The sequence below is a fragment of the Arthrobacter sp. ISL-85 genome, from assembly GCF_018613675.1.
GTDB lineage: Bacteria > Actinomycetota > Actinomycetes > Actinomycetales > Micrococcaceae > Arthrobacter.
Map to the genome: position 1 here is coordinate 1 of NZ_JAGGPQ010000030.1, position 21,506 is coordinate 21,506.

The 21,506-nt window shown below is 66.7% G+C and carries 20 protein-coding genes; 6 read left to right on the forward strand and 14 right to left on the reverse strand.

Annotation, left to right across the window (positions count from 1 at the left end; translation table 11 throughout):
• Window positions 1-121 precede the first annotated feature (121 nt).
• The 4 genes from J7I84_RS20185 to J7I84_RS20200 form a co-directional block, all read right to left on the reverse strand.
• Window positions 122-904 (reverse strand): SDR family oxidoreductase, encoded by a 783-nt coding sequence (locus J7I84_RS20185; RefSeq protein WP_214946306.1) that lies wholly within the window; start codon window positions 902-904, stop codon window positions 122-124.
• Window positions 905-982: 78 nt separating this feature from the next.
• Window positions 983-2,242 (reverse strand): S8 family serine peptidase, encoded by a 1,260-nt coding sequence (locus tag J7I84_RS20190; RefSeq protein ID WP_214946307.1) that lies wholly within the window; start codon window positions 2,240-2,242, stop codon window positions 983-985.
• Between the two features lie 86 nt (window positions 2,243-2,328).
• Window positions 2,329-3,174, reverse strand: coding sequence for a metallophosphoesterase (locus J7I84_RS20195; RefSeq protein WP_251046880.1), 846 nt, complete (start codon window positions 3,172-3,174; stop codon window positions 2,329-2,331).
• A 158-nt stretch (window positions 3,175-3,332) separates the two neighbouring features.
• The gene (locus J7I84_RS20200; RefSeq protein WP_214946309.1) at window positions 3,333-4,598 is read right to left on the reverse strand and encodes a S8 family serine peptidase; all 1,266 of its coding nucleotides are present in this window, start codon (window positions 4,596-4,598) and stop codon (window positions 3,333-3,335) included.
• A gap of 222 nt (window positions 4,599-4,820) precedes the next feature.
• On the opposite strand from J7I84_RS20200, the gene J7I84_RS20205 reads away from it, so the two are divergent.
• Window positions 4,821-6,041 (forward strand): aromatic acid/H+ symport family MFS transporter, encoded by a 1,221-nt coding sequence (locus J7I84_RS20205; protein WP_214946310.1) that lies wholly within the window; start codon window positions 4,821-4,823, stop codon window positions 6,039-6,041.
• 98 nt (window positions 6,042-6,139) lie between these two features.
• Here the strand turns inward: J7I84_RS20205 and J7I84_RS20210 are convergent, their stop codons facing one another.
• From J7I84_RS20210 to J7I84_RS20240, 7 genes are all read right to left on the reverse strand, one after another.
• Window positions 6,140-6,982, reverse strand: coding sequence for a triacylglycerol lipase (locus tag J7I84_RS20210; RefSeq protein ID WP_214946311.1), 843 nt, complete (start codon window positions 6,980-6,982; stop codon window positions 6,140-6,142).
• A 368-nt stretch (window positions 6,983-7,350) separates the two neighbouring features.
• Window positions 7,351-8,049 carry a GntR family transcriptional regulator gene (locus J7I84_RS20215; protein WP_311381178.1) on the reverse strand — a complete coding sequence of 233 codons (699 nt, stop codon included), beginning with the start codon at window positions 8,047-8,049 and terminating at the stop codon, window positions 7,351-7,353.
• On the reverse strand, window positions 8,030-9,658 hold the full coding sequence (locus tag J7I84_RS20220; RefSeq protein ID WP_214946312.1) for an ABC transporter ATP-binding protein: 1,629 nt from the start codon (window positions 9,656-9,658) through the stop codon (window positions 8,030-8,032). The genes J7I84_RS20215 and J7I84_RS20220 overlap by 20 nt, the downstream gene beginning before the upstream one ends.
• Window positions 9,642-11,462, reverse strand: coding sequence for a gamma-glutamyltransferase family protein (locus tag J7I84_RS20225; RefSeq protein WP_214946313.1), 1,821 nt, complete (start codon window positions 11,460-11,462; stop codon window positions 9,642-9,644). The genes J7I84_RS20220 and J7I84_RS20225 overlap by 17 nt, the downstream gene beginning before the upstream one ends.
• Before the next feature lie 2 nt (window positions 11,463-11,464).
• Window positions 11,465-12,361: an ABC transporter permease gene (locus J7I84_RS20230; protein WP_214946314.1), complete on the reverse strand. Its 897-nt coding sequence runs from the start codon at window positions 12,359-12,361 to the stop codon at window positions 11,465-11,467.
• Window positions 12,361-13,311 carry an ABC transporter permease gene (locus J7I84_RS20235; protein WP_214946315.1) on the reverse strand — a complete coding sequence of 317 codons (951 nt, stop codon included), beginning with the start codon at window positions 13,309-13,311 and terminating at the stop codon, window positions 12,361-12,363. Before J7I84_RS20235 ends, J7I84_RS20230 begins: the two co-directional genes overlap by 1 nt.
• Window positions 13,312-13,323: 12 nt before the next feature.
• Entirely contained in the window at window positions 13,324-14,994 is a 1,671-nt protein-coding gene (locus tag J7I84_RS20240) for an ABC transporter substrate-binding protein (RefSeq protein ID WP_214946316.1), read from the reverse strand.
• A 102-nt stretch (window positions 14,995-15,096) separates the two neighbouring features.
• On the opposite strand from J7I84_RS20240, the gene J7I84_RS20245 reads away from it, so the two are divergent.
• The gene (locus J7I84_RS20245; protein WP_311381179.1) at window positions 15,097-15,825 is read left to right on the forward strand and encodes a YoaK family protein; all 729 of its coding nucleotides are present in this window, start codon (window positions 15,097-15,099) and stop codon (window positions 15,823-15,825) included.
• 132 nt (window positions 15,826-15,957) lie between these two features.
• On the opposite strand, the gene J7I84_RS20250 is transcribed toward J7I84_RS20245, so the two are convergent.
• The 3 genes from J7I84_RS20250 to J7I84_RS20260 all read right to left on the reverse strand — a co-directional run bounded on the left by J7I84_RS20250 (window position 15,958) and on the right by J7I84_RS20260 (window position 17,221).
• Window positions 15,958-16,284 (reverse strand): type II toxin-antitoxin system PemK/MazF family toxin, encoded by a 327-nt coding sequence (locus J7I84_RS20250; RefSeq protein ID WP_214946317.1) that lies wholly within the window; start codon window positions 16,282-16,284, stop codon window positions 15,958-15,960.
• Window positions 16,281-16,484: an antitoxin MazE family protein gene (locus J7I84_RS20255; RefSeq protein WP_214946318.1), complete on the reverse strand. Its 204-nt coding sequence runs from the start codon at window positions 16,482-16,484 to the stop codon at window positions 16,281-16,283. The genes J7I84_RS20250 and J7I84_RS20255 overlap by 4 nt, the downstream gene beginning before the upstream one ends.
• A gap of 74 nt (window positions 16,485-16,558) precedes the next feature.
• Window positions 16,559-17,221 (reverse strand): DUF3841 domain-containing protein, encoded by a 663-nt coding sequence (locus J7I84_RS20260; protein ID WP_214946319.1) that lies wholly within the window; start codon window positions 17,219-17,221, stop codon window positions 16,559-16,561.
• Between the two features lie 187 nt (window positions 17,222-17,408).
• On the opposite strand from J7I84_RS20260, the gene J7I84_RS20265 reads away from it, so the two are divergent.
• The 4 genes from J7I84_RS20265 to J7I84_RS20280 all read left to right on the forward strand — a co-directional run bounded on the left by J7I84_RS20265 (window position 17,409) and on the right by J7I84_RS20280 (window position 21,501).
• A complete protein-coding gene (locus J7I84_RS20265) occupies window positions 17,409-18,398 on the forward strand; it encodes a 2-keto-3-deoxygluconate permease (protein WP_214946320.1) in 990 nt (329 codons plus the stop codon).
• Window positions 18,395-19,600 (forward strand): four-carbon acid sugar kinase family protein, encoded by a 1,206-nt coding sequence (locus J7I84_RS20270; RefSeq protein WP_214946321.1) that lies wholly within the window; start codon window positions 18,395-18,397, stop codon window positions 19,598-19,600. Before J7I84_RS20265 ends, J7I84_RS20270 begins: the two co-directional genes overlap by 4 nt.
• On the forward strand, window positions 19,600-20,604 hold the full coding sequence (gene pdxA / locus J7I84_RS20275; protein ID WP_214946322.1) for a 4-hydroxythreonine-4-phosphate dehydrogenase PdxA: 1,005 nt from the start codon (window positions 19,600-19,602) through the stop codon (window positions 20,602-20,604). Before J7I84_RS20270 ends, pdxA begins: the two co-directional genes overlap by 1 nt.
• A 123-nt stretch (window positions 20,605-20,727) precedes the next feature.
• Window positions 20,728-21,501 carry a DeoR/GlpR family DNA-binding transcription regulator gene (locus J7I84_RS20280; protein WP_214946323.1) on the forward strand — a complete coding sequence of 258 codons (774 nt, stop codon included), beginning with the start codon at window positions 20,728-20,730 and terminating at the stop codon, window positions 21,499-21,501.
• Window positions 21,502-21,506 lie beyond the last annotated feature (5 nt).

A 21,506-nucleotide genomic window follows, 5' to 3' on the forward strand; every position in this document is an offset into this window, starting at 1 on the left:
GACACCAACGGCACCCTCTGGACCTACCCCGGCCTAGGCAACGGCCTCTTCGGCTGGCGCATCAAAGTCGGCGACGGCTGGAACGTCATGATCGCCATCAGCTAGGGGCTGTTCGCATCCCTTACCAGACGGAGTCCCCGCGCAGGACGGCGTCGCTGCCGCCATCCACGTAGACTATCTGCCCGCACAGGTGCGTGTTTTCCACGCTGTTGAGCCAGGCCAGCAGCCGGGCAACGACGATGGGCTCGGCGATGCCGTTCAGCGGCATCGGGACCACCTTCAGCAGAGACTCCCGCTCCTCTTCTGTGGCGATCAGGTCCGCTGTCATCGGCGTGGCGATGACACCGGGTGACACGGCATTCAGCGGGATCCCGGCACCGGCCCACTCCGCAGTGGCCGCCTGGCGGCGGACCCACCGGGAGAGCGCCAGCTTGGTGGACGCGTAAATGAGCCGGCCAGTGGTGGCCGGTTCCTTCGCCAGGACCCCCGCGCGTGCCAGGGCCGGCTGCTCGTCCCCGGGGGCCAGCAGCGCAACCAGCTCATCGTCACTGGCCATCAGGGCAGCCATGGATGAGACCAGGACGGCGCGCGGAGCTTCCGATCCCTGCAGCAGCGGCCGGAGCCCTTCAAGCGTTGCGACGGTCCCGAAAAAATTCACGGCCACCGTGGCGGGATCCGGCAACGCAAGGCCTGCGTTCGCGTAGATGGCGTCGATCCTGCCGCCGCTGACTTTCCTTACGGCGTCCACCACGCCGGTGCGGCCTTCAGCGGTGGAGAGGTCGGCCACCACCTCGGCGTCATGGAGATCCACGCCGATGACGCGTTCACCGCGCTGCTCGAGCAACTCCTTTGTTGCCTTGCCGATGCCGGATGCGGAGCCCGTAATGACGGAAGCGCGGGGCATGATGCCTTCTTTCCCTGGCTGGTGGGGCGAGGCCCCCAAAGGCCTGTGCCCCGTGCCGGGCCATGAACCAACCGGCCACTATTTGACCGCACTGTTGGCGTTGACCCGGCCGTATGCCCAGTAGGTGCCGGTGCCGGGAACCTCGTCAGCAGTGGACTCGACGTCTGCGCGGATTGAGGTGTTCGTGGCACCGGGATGTGAGCTCCAGGCCAGCGCTGCCGCTCCTGCGACGATGGCTGAGGACATCGAGCTTCCGTTGCCCACGTCGTAACCCTGTGAGCGGTTGTTCTGGGTGGCCAGGACGAACGGGTGGTTGGGGAAGGTGGAGTAGACGTTCACGCCGGGAGCCGCGATGTCCACCCAGCCGGCGCCGTAGGTGGAGAACGATGCCTTGGCGTCGTTGTTGTCCGTGGCGCCCACCGCGATGACGTGCGTGTAGGCGCCCGGGTAGATCTTGGTCTGGTTGCCGCCGTTGCCTGCCGCGGCCACCAGCACCACGCCCTTGCTCCAGGCGTTGTTGACGGCGGTTTCAAGGGTCCGCGACGCCCGCACGCCCAGGCTCATGTTGATCACTTTGGCGCCGTTGCTGACTGCCCAGTCGATGCCGCTTGCCAGGCTGGAGCTGGAACCGACCCCACTGTCGTCGAGGACCTTGCCCGCCAGGATGGTGCAGCCCGGGCAGACCCCTGCCACGCCGATGGTGTTGTTCACGGTAGCGGCGATGTTGCCTGCCACATGGGTGCCGTGGCCGTAGTAATCCTCGGCCACGGGGTCCCCGGCCTTGGTGGCGGAGCCGCTGAAGTTGGCACGGGCCACCACCTTCGGAGCGATGTCCGGGTTGTCGCTGGCGACTCCGGAATCCAGCACGGCGACTTTGATGCCGCTGCCGGTAGTGGTGTTCCATGCTTCCACGGCATCCACGTCGGCGTCCGGCGTGCCCGCCGGGACTGTGATGTCGCCCTTGGCGTTGGTGAACGATTGGCCGTCGTTCTGCAGGGCATACTGCCGGGGAAAGTACTGGTCTGAGGTGGCGGCGTCCACCGGCTGGTCCGGTTCGGCATATTCGACGGCGGGGTCCCGGCTGAGTGCCTCGATGAGCCGGCGTTCACTGCCGGCAGGGACGCTGACCAGCTCGGCACCCGTACTGCCAACGGGCAGCCCACCAGCGAGGCCATGCTGCCTCAATACGCCGGCGGCAGCACCGTCGTCGCGGAACTTGATGATGACTTGTCCCGCAGCTGGTGGCATCCCTCCCGCCGGCTCGGCGGGGAAGGCAAGCGGGACAGGGCCAACCACCATGCAACCAGCCGCGAGACCAGCAGTAAAGAGTCTTCTCATGGGGGCCATCTTTGCCCGGCCCAGGCCAGCCCGGATAGGGGTAAAAGTCCCAAGCATGGTGCCCAGGCACGGATGCCGGGGCATGGTCACGGCGCGGAGCGGGTCCCCGAATCCGTATTGGACCCGGTGGTTGCCACAAAGTTCCAGTCGAATGAACCGTCGCCGTGAAGCGTCAGCCGGAGGAACCCGCGGGAGTCGCTGAACCGCTTTGCGATGTATGTCGGCTTGCTGGTGAAGGGCCGGGTATCGATGCCTCCGGTGGAAACCTGGAAGGCCGTCATCCCGTCATCGACGCACTTGTCCGCGTTGTTCACGGGGCAGGACCTCTCGTAGTTGTGCTGCGAACCTGACAGGGTCAGCCGGACCCGGTACTTCCACATCACATCAATCCACGGCTTTTGGTCACCAGCCCGCCCGTGTTCGCTCGTGTCGGAGGTGAAGTACGGTTCGTGGTAAACCACCGCCAGGTGCTGGCCCGCGGCCTGGGCGGCAGCGAGGTCCTTGTCCAGCCAGGCGGTGGCCGCCGCAGCCTGCGAGGGGTCGTACCGCCACAACGCGGATGATAGGAAGGCGAAGTGCCACTTTCCGAAGTCCTTCGAATACGGTTGCCCGTTCGGGATGAATCCACGCTGCTGGTTGATCGCAGCCTTCGCGGACGATCCGGGGCATTGGCCGTTCATGAAGTCGTCCAGGTCCTCGTTGCGGCCCGGTTCCCAATCGTGGTTCGGGGCGGATATCCAGTACAACTTGGGCATGGTGCCGCCCCACAGCGGCTTCCAGTAGTTCACATAGTCCTCGCAGTGCGCGGTGCTGTACTGGAAGTCCCCCAGTCCCATGAACGCGTCAATCTCGTTGTTCCCGACGAGCCGGGCAATCGCCGCACCGTTGCGGCCGGACGGACTGTCGGGGTCAACATTATGGTCGGGGTTCATATCGCCAACAGCGGCAATCTGGACATCCGGCACCGGTGACTGTTGGTCGGGGGGTTGCGGCGTGCTGTTGCACCCCGCAGCGGCGATCGCCAGGAGGGCCGCGGCCACCGCGGCCCCTGCACATCGGAGGACGGTGCCTCTCCCCCGGCTTGCCGCGCTCAACAAGCCAGGGCTCCGACTGCCCTGCAGGCGTTCACCCGGCCATGGGCCCAGTACGATCCCGTCCCCGGAATGGGGTCGGCCGAAGATTCGACTTTGGTGCGGACGGCGGTGTTCGACGTGCCCGCCGTCGTGCTCCAAACAAGCGCGGCGGTAGCGGCAACGATCGGTGACGCCATCGAGGTGCCGCTGAGGATGTCATAGCCCTCGGAGCTGCCGTACTGAGTCTCCAGCGCGAACGGATGGTTGGGGAAGGTCGAATACACGCTGACGCCAGGCGCTGCAACGTCCACCCATTTGCCGTAGCTGGAGAAGGATGCCTTGGCGTCATTATTGTCAGTCGCGGCGACGGCGATAACGTTCGGATAGGCGCCGGGGTACACCTGGGCCTGGGTCCCGGCGTTGCCGGCGGCGGCAACGATCACCACACCCTGGTTCCAGGCGTTGTTAACGGCAGCCTCGAGGGTGCGGGAAGAAACCCGTTGCCCCAGGCTCATGTTGATCACCTTCGCTCCGTGGGTGGCCGCCCAGTCAATGCCCTTGGCGATGCCCGCGGAGGAGCCGGCTCCGCTGTCGTTGAGCACCTTGACGTCCAGAATGCTGCAGCCCGGGCAGACGCCGGCGACGCCGGCGGAGTTGTTGGCAATGGCCGCCACGATGCCCGCAACGTGGGTGCCATGGCCGTACCTGTCGTAATCGTCCGGACCAAGGATGGTCTTGTCGCTGAAGTTGACCCGTTCGGCAACCTGCGGCGAGATGTCGTCGTTGTCCGCGGCTACCCCGGAATCGATGATGGCCACCCGGGTACCCCCGCCGGTGGTGACGTTCCATGCCTCGACGGCGTCCACGTCGGCGTCGTTCCTGCCTGCGGCCACCGTTACCGTTCCGGCGGTGTTCGTGAAGGATTGCCCCACGTTCTGGAGGGCGTACTGGCGGTCGAAGTACGGGTCGGCCGTGGCAGCGGTAACCAGTTGGTCCGGTTCGGCGTATTCAACGGCCGGGTTCCGGCCCAGCGCACCGGCGAGTTGGAGCTCCTTCCCGGACGGCACTTTGACGAGGTGGGCTCCGGTGCTGCCAATCGGGGGGCCGTCGCTGAGGCCCTGCTGGCCGAGCACTCCGGCTGCCGCGGCGTCGTCGCGGAATTTGACCATGATTTGTCCCGCCACGGGTGATGCGGGCACGGCAGCGTTGCCCGGAACGACAACGGTGATGCCGCCGAACACCATCACCACCACTCCAAGACCGGATAAGGCTACTTTCTTCATGCGCTTATCTTGCGCCCCACCAGTAACAGCTGAACAGGGCTGTGGTCGCTAATCTTTTCCGGCAGTGACTACTGGCTGCTTTCGTTCGCATAACGAACATTTGTGCGTGCAATGAACTTGGAGGTAGTCTCCAATGCGAAACCATGCCGTGGATCACCCTTCCCTGTGACGGGGCTCGCGGAACGGCCTGTTTCTCCCACTTCCCTGATCGATGAGGATTACATGACTACTCCCCCTTCCACCCGCGCGTCCCGGTGGCCGGTCTGGCTCTGCTGGCTGGCCATGGTCCTCGACGGCTTTGACCTGGTGGTGCTTGGCACCGTCATTCCCACGCTCATCAAGACCGGCGAGCTCGGCTTCGACGCGGTGGGCGCCACGCTGGCCGCAACAATCTCCCTTGTGGGCGTCGGCCTCGGGGCGCTCTTCATCGCACCGCTGTCGGACCGCTTCGGGCACCGCAAGCTCCTGGTTGTCTGCGTGCTCTGGTTCTCGATCTTCACCATCTCGGTGGTGTGGGCTCCCAACGTGGCGGTGTTCAGCGCTTTCCGGCTGCTGGCTGGCCTCGGGCTGGGCGCCTGCCTGCCGGCCGCCCTGGCCTACATGAACGATTACGCACCGGCCGGCTCCGCAGGCAAGTCAACCACCCGGACCATGACCGGCTACCACGCAGGCGCGGTGGCGACGGCCTTCCTGGCGCTGATGGTCATTCCCGACTGGCGCACCATGTTCGTGGTGGGAGGCCTGGCGGGCCTGGCCCTTGTGCCCTTCCTGTGGTTCAAGCTGCCGGAGACCCTTCCGTCGGAGCTGGCCGCCAAGAAACAGGAGCAGACCGGCTTCCGCGACCTGGCGAAGAAGCCGTACCCCCTGGTGGCCGTGGCCATCGCTGCCGCCTCGTTCATGGGGCTCCTGCTGGTCTACGGCCTGAACACCTGGCTGCCGCAGCTCATGGCGTCCGCCGGCTACCCCGTCAGCGCGGGCCTTTCCCTGCTCCTCGTACTGAACCTCGGCGCCGTGGCAGGCCTCATCATCGCAGGCATCCTGGCCGACCGGCACGGAACCAAGCCCATCGTGCTGCTCTGGTTCGGCCTGTCGGCCGTGTGCCTTGCCCTCCTCAGCGTCAAGGTTGACAACGCCATCCTGCTCAACGCCCTCGTCTTCGTCACGGGAGTGTTCGTCTTCAGCTCCCAGGTGCTCGTCTACGCCTGGGTGAGCCAGCTGTTCCCGGCCCGGCTGCGCGCCACCGCCCTCGGTTTCGCCGCCGGCGTGGGTCGCGTGGGCGCCATCGCCGGACCTGCCGTGACCGGCAGCCTGGTTGCCGCCGGCATCGCGTACCCGTGGGGTTTCTACGCGTTCGCCGCCGCCGGCGCCCTGGCTGTGGTGGCGCTCGTGACCGTACCGCACACCATCGCCACCGCGCGCACGGTCCCGGAGAACATCAGCTGAGCCCGGTTGCCTGGCGGTTCAGGAACTGACGACGGCGGGAGGCCGGCTTTGTGGGCCGGCCTCCCGCCGCCGTTATGCTTTATAGTTGAGCTCCCCTGCTAGAGGCAGACGGGCTGGTAGGCGGGGTCCGCGGGACCGGAAGGCTGGGCCAGTGCGTTGGCCACGAGCTGGTGCACCACGGGATCATTCGGGGTCTGGTCGTGTTCGAAGACGTCGGCCGGGCACTTGTCCTGGATGGTGATGTTGGTGACCTGCCGCGCGGAGCCGTTCAGGAACTGGCTGTTGTAGGGGATCACCACCTCGTCGTGGATGGTGGAGATGACGGTATAAGCCGGACCGGCGACGGTATCGCCGGCTGCATTGAGCGTCTGCATGAACGGCGAGCCTGCCTGCTGGTCGGCGCAGGCGGCACAGCCGGCGGCGGTGTAGTCGGGCGTGGGCACCAGGTCCGGCGGCGGGAGGATCACGCCCTTGGTGCCGTGGTTGGACGGGGCAACGCCCACCAGCTGATGAACGTACTTGGCGCCACCCAGGAAGCCCATGTAGTACCGGGGCATCATGCCGCCCTGGCTGTGGCCCACAAGATCCACCTGTCTGGCCCCGGTGGCGGAGCGGACGGCGTCCACGAACGGAGAGAGCTGCTTGGCGGATTCGGTGACCGGTGCGGTGGCGTAAACGCCGTTCGTTTCGCCGTAGTTGAGGGCGAAGACGCAATACCCCTGGCTCTTGAGGTACGGCGACAGGGTGGACCAGTTCTTTTCCATGCTCTCGAACGTTCCAGGCACCAGGACCACAGGATACGGGTGCGCGGCGGACGGTTTGCAGGACCAGTCGTTGGCTCCGGGCGGGGAGACGTCGACGGCCTGGGCGGGAGCGGTTGCGAGGGATGAGGCGAGGACTGCGGCGGCGGCCACGGACAGGGCCCGGGTAAGCAATGACATGGAAACCTCTTTGTTCGTCTGTCCTGGGGGCGGCCGGGACTGATGGTCTTGGGGGTGCCCGCCAGTTCCGGCCGGGGTTTCCATGCTGGCAGCGCTGGTCCTCCTCCGCAGCGGAACTGCACGAACGTGCGGCCAAACGGGCCCTTTTAGGCTGGGCATTCTCCCCCGCCTCAAAGGCCTGGAGGGAGCCGTTGTTACTGGTGAGTAGCGTTTGAAGCTGCCCGTGCAGCGGGTCCGCCCGCTCACTGGCGTTTGCACGAATGTGCAGCTGGGGAAATGTCAGAGCCCGTCAAGGCCGGTCGAGGCACAAAGGCAACGGTGGCATGAAACCGCGACGATAGCGGAGCCAGACAGCCGGGGGTTGACGCTCAGCCGTCCTTTTCCGTGAAGCGGCTAAGGTACCCGAGCCGGGACCCGTGGACGTGGGCACCCATCTCCTGCTCGGCTGCCTGCGCATTGCCGGCGTCGATCGCGGCCATGATGCCCCGGTGTTCGGCCCAGGACCGGATGCCACGGGAGCCGACGTCCGCGGCGTAAAGCCACTCGATTTTGCCGGCGATCTGGCGGAGCAGCGCCGTCAAGGATGAACTGCGGCTGAGTTCGGCGATCCCCAGGTGGAAGCGGATATTGAGCTCAGGCAGCAGCTCCACCTGGCCGCTGCCAACCGCTTCGTCGCCCTCGTCCAGGATTGCGGCCAGTTCCCGCCGCGTCTCCCACCAGTGTGAATCCGGACCTCCGGAGGAAAAGTGGGCTGCAGCCCGCCGGGCAGCCCGGCGGGCTGTTGCCGCTTCGAGCGCCTCGCGCACCGCGAACAGGTCATCGGCGTCGTCCACCGGAATCTCCGACACCGTGGACCCGGCGAAGGGCTTCGACTCAACGAAGCCCTCCACCTCAAGGGCCCGCAGTGCTTCCCGGACCGGAACCCGGGATATCCCGTATTTCGCGGCCAGTGAAGCCTCGGTGATCCTGGTCCCGGCGGGCAGCGTCCCGAAGATGATGTCGCGCCGGATCTCGTCCTGCACGCGGGCCCGTGGGGTCGAATCACCGTTAACTAGCGAAGGCTGCACCGGGTATCGCTCCAAGTAGTTCTCTGGTGTAGTCGGCCGAGGGCGCCAGGAAGACCTGGTCCACGCTGCCTGCTTCAACCACTTTTCCTGTTTTCATGACCACCACGTTGTGCGCGATCTGGCGGACAACAGCCAGGTCGTGCGTGATGAAGAGGTAGGTCAGGCCCAGCCTATCCTGCAGGTCCCCCAGCAGGTCGAGGATCTGCTCCTGGACCAGGACGTCCAGGGCCGAGACGGCCTCGTCCAGGATCAGCAGTTCCGGCTCCAGCGCCAGGGCCCGGGCGATGGCTACCCGCTGGCGCTGGCCACCGGAGAGTTCGTGCGGCCTGCGCTGGGCAACGGTCCGCGGCAGCGCCACCTGGTCCAGCAGTTCAGCAACCCGTTCGCGCCTGCTCTCCCGCGTCCCCACCTTGAAGATCCGCAGCGGCTCATCAATCAACCGCTCGATGCTGAAGGTGGGATCCAGGGACCCGTACGGGTCCTGGAAGACGGGCTGCGCGATGCGGCGCAAGGCGCTGCGGGTGCGTGGATCGCTCGTGGCGATACTCTCCCCCTTGATCAAGGCCACCCCTGCGGTGGGTGTCTCCAGGCCCAGGATGATGCGCGCAACAGTGGACTTGCCCGATCCGGATTCGCCAACGATTGCGGTGGTGGTACCGCGCTGGACGTCGAAGGAGACGTTGTCCACGGCCTGGATGCGGCGGCCGCGCTGGCCGCGCAGCTTGAACTCCTTGGCCAGATTCCTGACCGACAGCACCGGTTCCGGGCCCTGCCGCTCCGCCATAGGAGCCGACGTCGGGTCGGCGGCAAGGCTTGCCGAGGGGGCGGCGGCCACCAGCCGCCGCGTGTAGTCCTCCTGTGGGTTCAGCAGCACCTCCCAAGGGGTGCCGGTTTCCACGATCCGGCCTTCGGCCATGACGATGATCCGGTCCGTCCGGTCCCCCGCCAGCCCCAGGTCGTGCGTGACGAACAGCAGGGAGGTGCCGCGGGCGTCCACCAGCGTCTGGAGGTGGTTCAGGATCTGCCGCTGGACGGTGACGTCCAGGGCGGACGTCGGCTCGTCGGCGATCAGCAGGTCCGGCTCACCGGCCAGGGAAATGGCGATCAGCACGCGCTGGCGCATGCCGCCGGAGAACTCGTGCGGGTACTGGTCGTACCGGCGTTCGGCGTCCCGTATCCCGGCTTCGGTCATGAGTTCCACAGCCCGCTGCTTGATGGCCTCCCGGCCGCGCATGCCGTTGCTTGCCAGCGCGTCTGCGATCTGTGCGCCCACCTTCATGGAGGGGTTCAGGTTGGACATGGGGTCCTGCGGGACAAGCCCGATCTTCTTGCCCCGGATGCCGCGCAGGTCCTTTTCGGAGGCGTCCGCGAGGTCTTCCCCGTTGAGCAGGATGGAGCCCCCGGAAATGCGGCCGGCGCCGGACAGCAGCCCCAGGATGGCGGCGACCACGGTGGACTTGCCGGACCCTGACTGGCCGACGATCGCCACCCGCTCGCCCTTCTTCAGGTCGAAGGAGACCTTATGCAGGACCGGGTTGCCGCCGTAGCTGACCTCCAGGTCCCGGACCGAAAGCAGCGTGTTTTCGTGTTGCCTAGCGTCCTGCTGCATAGCCCTGGGCTCCCCTCGGGTTGGCGGCGGCCTTGAGGACGCCCGTTTCCGGATCACTCACCACTGACGACAGCCGGCCCAGGGCCCAGTCACCGGCCCTCGTGACCACGTGGCCGCGCTCTTCGAGCTCCGCGATCACGTCTTCCCCCAGGCGGTCTTCGACCACCGCACCGCCCGGCGTCCAGGTCCGGGGCCAGAAGGATCCCGGGATGGAGGTGGTATGCAGGGACGGTGCGTCCACCGCCTGCTGGGGTTCGTAGCCGCCCACGATGGTGCGGAGCAGGTACAGCAGCTGCCACTGGTCCTGCTGGTCCCCGCCGGGGGAACCCAGGGCTGATACCGCCTTGCCGTCCTTCAGCACCAGGGTGGGTGTCAGTGTGGTGCGGGGGCGCTTGCCGGCGGTCAGCGTGGAGGGAGCACCGTCCTCCAGCCAGGTCATCTGGAGCCGCGAACCCAGGCAGAACCCGAGTTCCGGGATGGCCGGGGATGACTGGAGCCAGCCACCGGAGGGCGTTGCCGAGACCATGTTTCCCCATTGGTCCACCACGTCGATATGGCAGGTGTCCCCGCGGGTTTCGCCGGTGGGTATCACGGTGGGTTCCCCCACCCCTGCGAAGGCAAGTTCGCCGTTTTCCGCCACCGCCGGCGGGAGGTACTCCGTGCGCAGCGGCGGAACGAAAGGTTCGTGGCCGGGCACGTTCCCGGGCCGGAATTCGTGCGAGGCCCGGTCTCCGATCAGCTGCCGGCGCTCCGCGGCGTACTCGGGGCTGAGGAGGTAGTCCATCGGCACAGCGGCGTCGCCGTAGTACGCCTCGCGGTCCGCAATGGCCAGCTTTTGCGCCTCAAGGATGGTGTGCGCGCCGAGGGCTGTGGACGGGTCCAGGCGGTCGTCGTCGAACCCTTCCAGGATGGCGAGGGTCTGCAGCAGCGCCGGGCCCTGCCCCCAGGGACCGGTCTTGGCGATGGTGTGGCCGCGGAACTGGATGGTGGTGGCGGGTTCGTAGCCGGCGGAGAATCCGGCGAAGTCAGCTTCCGTCATGACGCCTGCATGGTCCATGCCGGAAGAGTGGCGGTGGGGCGTGGCGAGGAACTTGACGGCTGCCTTGGCCACGAAGCCTTCGCGCCACTCCCTGCGGGCGGCGTCAATCCGGGCCTCACGCGGGGCTGATTCGTCCGCCTCTGCGGCGGCGATGAGCCGGTCCAGGACGTTGGCATACGCCGGGTTCTTCACGATGTCTCCGGCCGCGGGGATTTTCCCGTCCGGCATCCAGAGGGCGGCGGAGGTGGGCCAGTGCTCGGTGAAGAGCTCCGCCACCGTTTCGATGGTGGTCCCCACGCGGCCCACGATGGGGTGGCCGTTGCGGGCGTAGCCGATGGCAAAGGACAGCACGTCCGCCAATTCCCAGGTGCCGTGGTCCTTGAGGAGCAGCAGCCAAGCGTCGACGGCGGCCGGCACGGCGGCGGCGAGCGCGCCTGCTCCGGGCACGAGTTCCAGTCCTTCGGCCAGGTAGTGTTCCCGTGTTGCGGCGGCGGGGGCAGGGCCCTGGCCCATGAGCACGACGGGTTCGGAGGGGTTGTCGGCCGTCACGAACACGCCGGTCATGTCCCCGCCGGGGCCGTTCAGGTGGGGTTCCACCACGTGCAGGACGAAGGCGCCGGCGACGGCGGCGTCGAAGGCGTTGCCGCCGCGTTCCAGCACCGCCTGTGCTGACGCCGTCGCGAGCCAGTGGGTGGAGGCGGTCATGCCGAACGTGCCCTGGAGGGTGGGCCGGGTGGTGAAGCTGTCAGCAGGGGTGTAAGTCATGGTTATTTCTTTCGGCTGGTGGCGGCGGGGTCCAGGGCGTCGCGCAGGGCGTCCCCGAACAGGTTGAAGGCCAGGCAGATGGCGGCGATGCCGAGGCCGGGGACGATGGCCGCCGTGGGTGAGCGGAAGAGGTACTGCTGGGCGTCGGAGAGCATGATGCCCAGGCTGGGTGCGGGCGGCTGGATGCCCAGGCCCAGGAAGGACAGCACGGCTTCGCCGATGACGGCCGCGGGCATGATCACGGTGGCCTGCACGATCAGCGAGGAGGCGGTGTTGGGAAGGATGTGCTGGAAGATGATCCGCCCGCCGGAGGCGTCCATGGTCTTGGCGCCCACCACGAAGTCGCTTTCCTTGATCCGCAAAGTTTCGCCACGGATGATGCGGATCATCGCGGGGATATGCGCGATGCCGATCGCCAGTGCGGCGTTGCCGAGGCTCGGGCCGGTGATGGCCACGAGCCCTACCGCGATGATCAGGAAGGGGAAGGCGAGGGTGACGTCGTTAAGCCTGGAAATGATGGCGTCCAGCCACTTCCAGTAGCCGGCCAGCAGTCCCAGCGGGGTTCCGATGATCACGGAGAGCAGGACCGCCAGCACCCCCACCTCAAAGGAGGACCGGATTCCGAAGACCAGCCGGGAGAAGATGTCGCGGCCCAGGTCGTCGGTGCCCAGCAGGAAGCCGACGGTGCCGGGCTTCTGGAACGGGGTGGCGAAGTGGACCTGCGCCGGATCGTAGGGGGCGAGGAGCGGTGCCAGCAGGGCGACCAAAACCACGAGGGCCAGCAGGATGCCGCCGGCCATGCCCAGGGGGTTCCGCCGCAGTGATTTCCAGATGCGCCCGCGGCCGGACCCCAGGCCCGCTGAGCTCGGCGCGGCGGTGCGGATGTCGGTGACGGCCATCAGTTGCTTCCTACTCGGATTCGCGGGTTGATCACGGAGTACAGGATGTCCACCGCAAGGTTGATGAGGATGTACCCAACGGTGATGACCAGCACCACGGCCTGGATCACGGGGTAGTCGCGGGTGAAGACGGAATCGAGGGTGAGTTTGCCGAAGCCGGGCAGCGCGAAGATGCGCTCCGTGACCACGGCGCCGGAGATCAGTCCGCCCAGCTGCAGGCCAACGATGGTCACCACCACGATCAGCGAGTTCCGGAGCCCGTAGCGGAACAGGATCCGGCCGCCGCCCAGGCCTTTGGCGCGGGCGGTGCGGACGTAGTCCGTGCTCATGGTTTCGATCATGGATGCCCGCGTCTGCCGGAGGATGACGGCGGCGAGGCCGGTGCCCAGGATCAGCGCCGGGAGCGTCAGGTAGTAAAGGCCGCGCACGGGGTTCGTGCCGACGTCGACATATCCGGATGCCGGAAACCAGCCAAGGTTGACGGCCAGGTACAGGATGGCGAGCAGGCCGAGCCAGAAGCTGGGGACGGAGAGCCCGATGAGCGCAAACCCGTTGGAGAGCCATTCCGGCCAGCGGCCGCGGAACCGCTCCGCCACCACGCCGAGCAGGACGCCCGCGACGACGGCCACCACGATCGCGTAGGCGGCCAGCCACAGCGTCACCGGCAGGGTGCTTCCGAGCAGGTCGGTCACGGGGGTTCCGGTGCGGGTGGACTTTCCAAGGTCTCCCTGCAGCAGCCTGCCGATGAAGGAGAAGTACTGGACGGGAAGGGGCTGGTCCAGGCCAAGCTTGGCCCGGATGGCGTCCAGCTGTTCAGGGCTGGCCTCCTCCCCTGCCATGGCAATGGCGGGGTCGCCCGGGAGCTGGCGGATGCCAATGAAGATGACCACGGAGGCAAGGGCCAGGGTGATGGCCGAGTGCCAGAGGCGGGTGGACAGGTAACGGATCATGGTGGGAGTCCCTTATTTCTTCACGAAGGCCGCGTTGCTGAGGTGGACCACACCGTCGGCGAACGTTTCGATTCCGGCCACCTTGGTGGAGTAGGCGGTGAGGCTGTGGATCCGGTAGAGGTAGATCACCGGGTTGTCCGCCTGCACCTGCTGGACGGCCTTCCCGTACATGGCTGAGCGCGCAGCCTGGTCGGTGGTGGTGGAGGCGTCAGTGAGGAGCTTGTCCACGGCCGGGTTGCTGTAGCCGGAGTAGTTGTTGCCGCCGCCGGTTGCCAGGAAGTTGTACATGTTGCCGTGCGGGTCCACGCGGCCGGACCAGCCCAGCAGCAGCGCCTCGAAGCTGCCGTGGCTCTGGACATCCAGCAGCGTCGAGTACTCAACGGGCGCAATGGTCAGCGCGAATCCGCCGTCGGCAACTGCCGCCTGCAGCGCCTGGGCGTACCGCAGCGAGTCCGGCGAGTTGGTGACCTGGACCTTGACGGGGAAGGGCACCGGGACCCCGGCATCCTTCAGCATCTGCTTGGCCTTGGCAGGATCATAGGCCGGGCAGCTTTTGCTGGCGTCCGAGGAGAAGGGGCTCGACGGCGCGACCGGAGAACAGGCGGGCTCGTACCAGTTGTTGAAGAGCGTGCTCACCAGGGCTGCGCGGTCGATCGACATCGACAGGGCAGTCCGGACGGCGGCGTTCTTGGCCAACGGGGTGTTGATGTCCCCCACCGGCTTGCCCACGCCGTTGGTGTTGCCGAGGTTGATGGTCAGGCCCTGGTAGCCGAGCGATCCGACCTGAAGGACTCCGACGCCGCGTTCCTTGGCCAGCGCGTCCACGTCCTGCGGTGCGATGGAGTCCGCCACCTGGACGTCACCCGAGCGCAGGTTGGCGGTCCGGATATTGGAGTCCGTCATGATCCGGTACGTGACCGTGTCCAGGTGGACGTTCTTGGCGTCGTAGTACAGCGGATCCCGTTCCACCTGGATGGAGGTCTGGGGGATGCGCTGCTTGAACTTGAACGGGCCCACGCACACCGGGTGGTCCCCGAAGGAGTCCCCTTCCGCCGCCACGGCCGTGGGCGACAGGATCATCCCGGCCCGGTCCGCGAGCGCCGCGGTGAGAGGGGCAAAAGGCTTCTTGTAGGTGATCTGGACCGTGGTGGGGTTCAGGGCCGTGATGCCGCTGATCGGCCCCAGCTCGCTCTTGCGGGCGGAACCTTTCATGGTGAGGTCCCTGTCCAGGGTGGCGCGGACGGCCTCGGCGTCGAACTTCGTTCCGTCGGCAAAGACCGCATCGTCCCGGACCTGGATGGTGACCGTCTGCCCGTTGTTGCTCACCTCGGGCAGTTTGGTGGCGAGCTGCGGCACGATTTGCCCCTTGGCATCGATGTCGTAGAGCTTCTGGCACATCGTCTGCATGACGTAGCGGGTGTAGAGGGACGACGACGTGGTGGGGTCCAGGCGATCCGGTTCAGCTGAGAGGGCCATCACCAGGTCCCCGCCCTCCACCACTTTCTGGTTGCCGATACGCACGGAGGTCACATCGTTGTGCACTACCGCTTCCGGGATGGGCTGGATGGGGGCGCAAGCAGTCGTCGCCAGCGCAAAGACCGCAACGCCGCCGGCGAAGACGGCACTTCTGGCCCTGGGTGGAGTGCCGCCCGGAAGCGTCCGGTGGCAGAACGGGAGTCTCATACAAGTCCTTGGATCGATCACTACATTGTGAGATTGAATACAATCGCCTTATGAAGATAACCTTGGTATACGTTTGTTTCAAGGAAAATCGGAGAATAAACCGTGAAGACACACTTTTTCGGGTCGGCTGACCGCCTGCACTTGGTGCTCATGTTGGCCCTGACGTTCTCCACGGGCGTGGTGGATGCGATGGGATACCTCGGGCTGGACCGCGTCTTCACCGGAAACATGACCGGCAACGTGGTGCTGCTGGGCATGGCCATGGCCGGCGGAACAAGCCTTCCCGTGCTGCGGCCAGCCCTGGCGCTGGCCTTCTTCATGCTGGGGGCGGCCCTGGCAGGGCGGCTCCTCCGGCGCAGCGGCGAAGGCTGGTCGCCGCAGACCTCGGCCGCCCTCTCCGCCGTATCGCTGGGCCTGTGGCTCCTGGCGGTCTTCGTGCTCCTGGCTCCGGTGCAGGCCGATCCCGCCCTCGGGAGCACCGTCACCAGCGCGCTCGCCCTGCTCATGGGCACCCAGGCCGCCACGGCGAAACGCCTGAAGGTCGCCGAGATCACCACCGTGGTGGTCACGTCCACCATCACCGGACTCGCCTCCGACTCCCGGCTGGCAGGCGGCAAGGGAACGTTCTGGCAGCGGCGCGCACTGGCCATCGCCCTGATCATGCTTGGAGCCCTGGCCGGAGCGGCAGCGCTGCATGTGCACCTGGCGCTTGCGCTGACATTGGCTGCCCTCATCGCGACGGCGGTCACGGTGACAGGCCACACGGCCCACCGCCGTGCGGCGGCGGAAGCAGCATCTTCTTCAGGCAGGCCCTCCCTGGCGCGGGACTGACACACGCCCGTGCACGCAGTCGCCCCTAAAGGCCGGCGCGTGCTGCAACGGGGAGTACGACGGCGTGGTGCCCGGCTTGATTGCCGGGCACCACGCCGTCGTCCATGTATACAGGAGCGGCTATTAATGCCGTCAGCGCGCCAGGCCTAGAAAGACGGCAAACGACTGCTCCACCGCCACCATCGTTTCGGAATCGATGCGGCCCACCCTGCGCCCAAGATTGGTTCGACGGACGGTGGTGAGCTTATCGACCATGATTTGGCTGACGCGGTCAAGTCCGTTCAATGGGCCCGGCTCAACTGTCAGCCTGAGCAAGGGAGCATCCGAGAGGTATGAGGTCAGCAGAAGTAACGTGACTGATTCCGATGCAGCGAACAGATCATCCTGAACGATGAGTGCTGGGCGCGGTTTCTGGGCGTAGGTTCCGCAGGACACCGTCCACAGCCCGCCACGGTTCACTCCGGCCAATCCTCTGAGATTTGTTCCACGAAGTCCTGGTCATCTGATGCACGGTCAGAGGCGGCCACAGCGAGGGCCTGGCGTTCTGCTTCACGCTTGAACTCATCGGTTCGCGCATCAGGCACCCACATCTGAATCTGGCGAAACCCCCGCTCGCGCATGGCTGCCCTGTGCCGCGCGACGCGATCGCTAACGCTCATCACAACAGCGTTACATGTAACGCTCGCGCTTGTCAGGATCTTCGGCGGAAGCGGTTGCCCGCGTCCCCGCCGAGTCACCGGGTCAGCCGCACAGCCTTCATCACGTCCTCGGCGCGGAGGATATGCGCCGTTGCCTGCACCGCATCCCACCGGCCGAGGTTCGCCGGGTCAAGGAAGTGCTCCCAGCCCCGCTCAAGGTCCCGGCGTACATCCTCAGGCCACTCCCGGAATCCCTTGCCAAGCACACCGGCTGCGTGCTTGCGGTCGTCCAGCTCGTCCCAGATCCTTTCCCGCCGCGCGGCGTAGTCATCGTCGCTTTCACCCGGCAGCTCGAGTACGTGCGGAGATCCGTTCAGAGCGCAATGCCAGTCCCAGAAGTGGGAAAGCAACACCCGCTCCCGCGGGATCCGGCACGTCAGCAGGACCCCGCTACGGTTGTTCCTGCAGCTGTCCACCAGACAGTCACGGGTAATGCGCGCCCAAAACCACAGGGCACCCTCGCCACTGGTGGGCAGCCGCCGGTCCATCTCCCGGAGCATCCAGCCGTAGGCATCAGCGAACAACGGCTCCGCCCGGCTCGGGTCGGGAATCAGTTGCCCGGTCGACAGGAGTTCGCCCAAGGCCTCCTCGGTCTGGAAGGTGTGCAGCAGGAGACGGTCGGCATCCAGGTCATAGCCGACGCGGCCGGCTGGGACTGCACGGTCAGCGCGGGCACGGGTAACGGGAAAGTTCGGCACAGGCTGAGCGTAGGGCCGGGCCCTGACAATAACGACGGCGGACGGTCGGTTTGGATGCCAAGCAGCCGGCTTGCGCGTTTCGCGCAACTGATCTTGCGCTAAACGCGCAGCAGTAGCTATGATTTACATCATGCTTCGAGCTGCCATGCTCGACCTCCCCCTCCCCCACCAACAATGAGGTTGCTTCGTGTCTGTCCCAATCAAGGCCACCATGGAAAAAGTCCCTGGCGGCATGATGTTGATCCCCCTTCTCATCGGCGCCATCCTTGGCACCTTCGCTCCGGATTCCGCCAAGTTCTTCGGGTCCTTCACCGGTGCGCTCTTCACCGGCGGCACCACCATCCTGGCCGTGTTCTACGTCTGCATGGGTGCCAGCATCGATATCAAGGCCACGCCCTACATCCTGAAAAAGGGTGGCGTCCTGTTCGGCAGCAAGATCCTGTTTGCCATCATCATCGGCGTCGTGGCCGGCCGGTTCCTGGGTGAACTTCCCATCAACGGCGGACTCCTGGGCGGCCTGTCGGTCCTGGCCATCCTGGCGGCCCTCAACGACACCAACGGCGGCATGTATATGGCACTCATGGGCCAGTATGGCAAGCCCAAGGACGTGGCGGCCTACTCCATCATGACGCTGGAATCGGGTCCCTTCCTGACCATGGTCACGCTCGGCGTCGCCGGCTTGTCCGCGTTCCCGTGGCAGGCACTCGTGGGCGCCATCATCCCGCTGCTCCTCGGAGCCATCCTGGGCGCCCTCGACCCTGCGATGCGCAAGTTCCTCTCCTCCGCGGCTCCTGTCCTGATCCCGTTCTTCGCTCTCGCGCTGGGCTTTGGCCTGAACCTGAAGCAGGTGCTCGACGCCGGTCTGCTGGGTGTGGGACTTGGCCTGTTCGTGCTGATCGGCGGCGGCGCGGTCCTGTTCTTCGCTGACAAGCTCACCGGGGGCTCCGGCATCGCAGGCCTGGCAGCAGCCACCACCGCGGGCAACGCCGCCACCGTCCCCATGCTGGTCGCCGCGGCCAACCCTGCCTACGCTCCCGCAGCCGGACCCGCTACCGTCCTGGTGGCGGCGTCCGTGGTGGTCACCGCCATCGGCTGCCCCCTCATGGTCGCTTGGTACGCTAAGCGCCTGAAAACCAAGCAGCCTGTGGAAACTCCCGAGGTGTCCGCGGCAGTATGAACACCAACGCCACCCCGCGCTGGGCGATCATCGCCGATGACCTCACCGGCGCCGCCGATGCAGCCGCAGCCTACGGTCCCACCCACACCAGTTCGGTAATCCTGGACCTGGAGTGCGCCTGGCCGGAGGCCCAGATCCTGTCGATCAACACCGAGAGCCGCTACCTGGCTCCCGCGGATGCCTCGTCGGCTGTAAGCGCCGCCACGCAGCGCGCGCTGGAGCAGCACCGCCGGGTGTTCAAGAAGATCGACTCGCTGCTGCGCGGCAACGTGGGCATGGAAGTCGCGGTAACACTTGCGCAGATCGCGCAGGGCAGCGGCCGCGCACTCGCCATCGTTGCTCCCGCGTTTCCCGCGACGGGAAGGACCACCATCGGCGGTTTGGTGCACGTCAACGGCGTTCAACACAGCGAAGGTCCCTTCGCTGGGGACGTCACGCGAGCACTTGCCGACGGCGGCCTGGCCGCCGAAGCGGTAAGCGGACAGACGGAACGCTCCCCGGAGGAACTGGCGGCGGACCTGCGCGACGTGCAGGAACGTGGGATTGCCGCCGTCGTACTGGACGCCGGGTCCGACCAGGACCTGAAGGACATCGCCGCCGCTGCGGAACTGCTGGACTTCCCGACGCTCCTGGTGGGCTCGGGCGGACTGGCCGGGCACATCGCGGATGCGGGTGAAGCACGGCAGGCCCGGGACACCCAGGCCCGGCATATCAGCCGGACCCTGACCGTGATCGGCAGCTACTCCAGCCTCGCCCGGCAGCAGACCGAGGCACTGGTTGCGGGCGGCGCGGAGCATGTAACGCTGGATCACTCCGGCCTGGACAGCGCTGAAGTTCCCCGCAAGGTGGCCGAGGCGATGGCCCGGACCAACGTGGTGCTGACGCCGGACCCGATGGGGGCCGTGGACAAGTCGCAGGCACTTGTTGTGGCAGAGGCCCTGGCCCGTGCCACCGCCGCGGGCATCGGCCACTGCGACGCCCTGGTCATGACCGGCGGGGAGACCGCCACGGCCGTCCTGAAAGCCCTCGGCGTGGGCAGCTTCAGGGTCCTCGGCGAGGTTGAACCCGGCGTCGTCATGAGCCTCCTGCCTGAACCCCTCCCCCTGCTGGTCACCAAGGCCGGCGCGTTCGGGGACGCGGGCACCTTGGCCCGGACCACACAATTTCTTACTGGCACAACGACTGAAATGAGTAGCAAATAATGGGACGCCCGATTGTTGCGATCACCATGGGCGATGCCGCCGGCATCGGCCCGGAAATCATCGTCAAGGCCCTTGCCGACGGGGAGCTCCGGTCAAAGGCCCGGATGCTGGTGATCGGCGACCTCCGCCGGCTGCAGCTGGCCGCGGACATCGTTTCCAGCCCGCTGACCCTTCGCAAGGTGTCGGCACCGGCCGAGGCACTGTTCGACGAGGGCACCATCGACGTGCTGGACATCGACTGCATCCCGGAGGACCTCGCCTGGGGTGAGCTGTCCGCCGCCGCCGGCCACGGTTCCTACCTCTTCATCGAGAAGGCCGTGCAGTTGGCGATGGACCGCCAGGTGGATGCCATCTGCACCGGGCCCTTGAACAAGGCTGCCCTGCACGCCGCCGGCCACAAGTTCCCCGGCCACACCGAGCTCCTCGCCCAGCTCACCGGCACCGAGGAAGTGTCCATGATGCTGACCGCGCCGAAGATGCGCGTCATCCACGTGACCACCCACATCGGCCTCATCGACGCGATCGCCAAGATCAACGGCGACCTGGTCTACCGGACCATCAAGCGCGGCTACGAGCTGCTGCGCACCTCCGGGATCGAGAACCCCCGGATCGCCGTGTGCGCCATCAACCCGCACGCCGGCGAGAACGGACTGTTCGGGTACGGGGAAGAGGCGGAGAAGATCCAGCCGGGCATCGAGAAGGCCCAGGCGGACGGCATCAACGCCTTCGGCCCGCTCCCGGCCGACACCCTGTTCTTCCTGGCCGGGCGCGGCGACTTCGACCTGGTGGTGGCGCAGTACCACGACCAGGGCCACGGCCCCGTCAAGGTCCTCGGCCTGGAGAACGGCGTGAACATCACCGTTGGCCTGCCTGTGGTGCGGACGTCCGTGGACCACGGCACCGCCTTCGACATTGCGGGCAAGAACATCGCCGACCACGAGTCGCTGCTCGAGGCGCTGCGGCAGGCAGTGGACCTGGCTCCGGCACGCGAGGAAGCTGTGTAGCTGAAGTCAGTCCTGTTGGTACGGCCGGTCAGCGCAGCTGGCCGGCCGTTGCCGTTTATTGGAGGGGCCGGAACTAGCATGGGTAGCACTGCCACCGCCATGCCCACGGGAAGGAGACCGGGAATGCTAAGCGCAAACGCGCGGCGCGAGGAGATCTATCACCTCGCCGTGACCACCGGCCTGGCGTCCGTGGAGGAGCTCTCCGCCCGGTTCGAGGTGACCGCCTCCACCATCCGCCGGGACCTGGCGCTGCTGAATTCCCAGGGCCGGCTGGCCCGCACGTACGGCGGCGCGATGGCCCTAGGCGCGCACCCGGAGGCGTCGCTGCGGCAGCGCACCGGCGAGGCATTCGAGCAGAAACACGCGATCGCCCGCTGGGCTGCGTCCGTGATCCAGCCCGGGGAGAACATCCTGCTCGACGCCGGCTCCACCGCGGGTGCCCTGGCGCACGAGCTGCGCGGGTTCAGTCCCCTGTCGGTGACGACGCCGGGCCTCAACACCCTGCAGGAGCTGGCGGAGTCCGAAGGCATCGAGGTGGACTGCCTGGGCGGCCGGTTGCGGGGCGTTTCGCAGAGTTTCGTGGGGCCGCTGGCCGAGGCGGCGCTGGAGCGGATGAGCTTCGACCGCGTTTTCCTGGGTGCCGACGCCGTCACCGCAGAGGACGGGATCTGCGAAGCCGATCACGCCCAGACCCGGCTCAAGGAGCTGATGGCGCGGCGTGGCCGTTCCGTTTATGTTTTGGCCGACGCGTCCAAGCTCGGGCTGCGGCCGTTCCACGCGTGGGCGCGGCTTGCTTTGCCCTGGACGTTGGTGACGGACGACGGCGCCGACCCCGAGCAGGTGCAGAAGTTCCGGGACGCCGGGGTTCAGGTTGAGGTGGCCGCCGCAGGTGGCTAAGCCCG

Bases quoted from the DNA above. Each gene is read 5' to 3' on its own strand.
- J7I84_RS20235 (WP_214946315.1), bottom strand. From the start codon at position 13,311: ATGATCCGTTACCTGTCCACCCGCCTCTGGCACTCGGCCATCACCCTG.
- J7I84_RS20280 (WP_214946323.1), top strand. From the start codon at position 20,728: ATGCTAAGCGCAAACGCGCGGCGCGAGGAGATCTATCACCTCGCCGTG.
- J7I84_RS20210 (WP_214946311.1), bottom strand. From the start codon at position 6,982: ATGTCATTGCTTACCCGGGCCCTGTCCGTGGCCGCCGCCGCAGTCCTC.
- J7I84_RS20240 (WP_214946316.1), bottom strand. From the start codon at position 14,994: ATGAGACTCCCGTTCTGCCACCGGACGCTTCCGGGCGGCACTCCACCC.
- J7I84_RS20220 (WP_214946312.1), bottom strand. From the start codon at position 9,658: ATGCAGCAGGACGCTAGGCAACACGAAAACACGCTGCTTTCGGTCCGG.
- J7I84_RS20205 (WP_214946310.1), top strand. From the start codon at position 4,821: ATGACTACTCCCCCTTCCACCCGCGCGTCCCGGTGGCCGGTCTGGCTC.
- J7I84_RS20255 (WP_214946318.1), bottom strand. From the start codon at position 16,484: ATGAGCGTTAGCGATCGCGTCGCGCGGCACAGGGCAGCCATGCGCGAG.
- J7I84_RS20190 (WP_214946307.1), bottom strand. From the start codon at position 2,242: ATGAGAAGACTCTTTACTGCTGGTCTCGCGGCTGGTTGCATGGTGGTT.
- J7I84_RS20225 (WP_214946313.1), bottom strand. From the start codon at position 11,462: ATGACTTACACCCCTGCTGACAGCTTCACCACCCGGCCCACCCTCCAG.
- J7I84_RS20270 (WP_214946321.1), top strand. From the start codon at position 18,395: ATGAACACCAACGCCACCCCGCGCTGGGCGATCATCGCCGATGACCTC.
- J7I84_RS20185 (WP_214946306.1), bottom strand. From the start codon at position 904: ATGCCCCGCGCTTCCGTCATTACGGGCTCCGCATCCGGCATCGGCAAG.
- J7I84_RS20195 (WP_251046880.1), bottom strand. From the start codon at position 3,174: ATGAACCCCGACCATAATGTTGACCCCGACAGTCCGTCCGGCCGCAAC.
- J7I84_RS20200 (WP_214946309.1), bottom strand. From the start codon at position 4,598: ATGAAGAAAGTAGCCTTATCCGGTCTTGGAGTGGTGGTGATGGTGTTC.
- pdxA (WP_214946322.1), top strand. From the start codon at position 19,600: ATGGGACGCCCGATTGTTGCGATCACCATGGGCGATGCCGCCGGCATC.
- J7I84_RS20230 (WP_214946314.1), bottom strand. From the start codon at position 12,361: ATGGCCGTCACCGACATCCGCACCGCCGCGCCGAGCTCAGCGGGCCTG.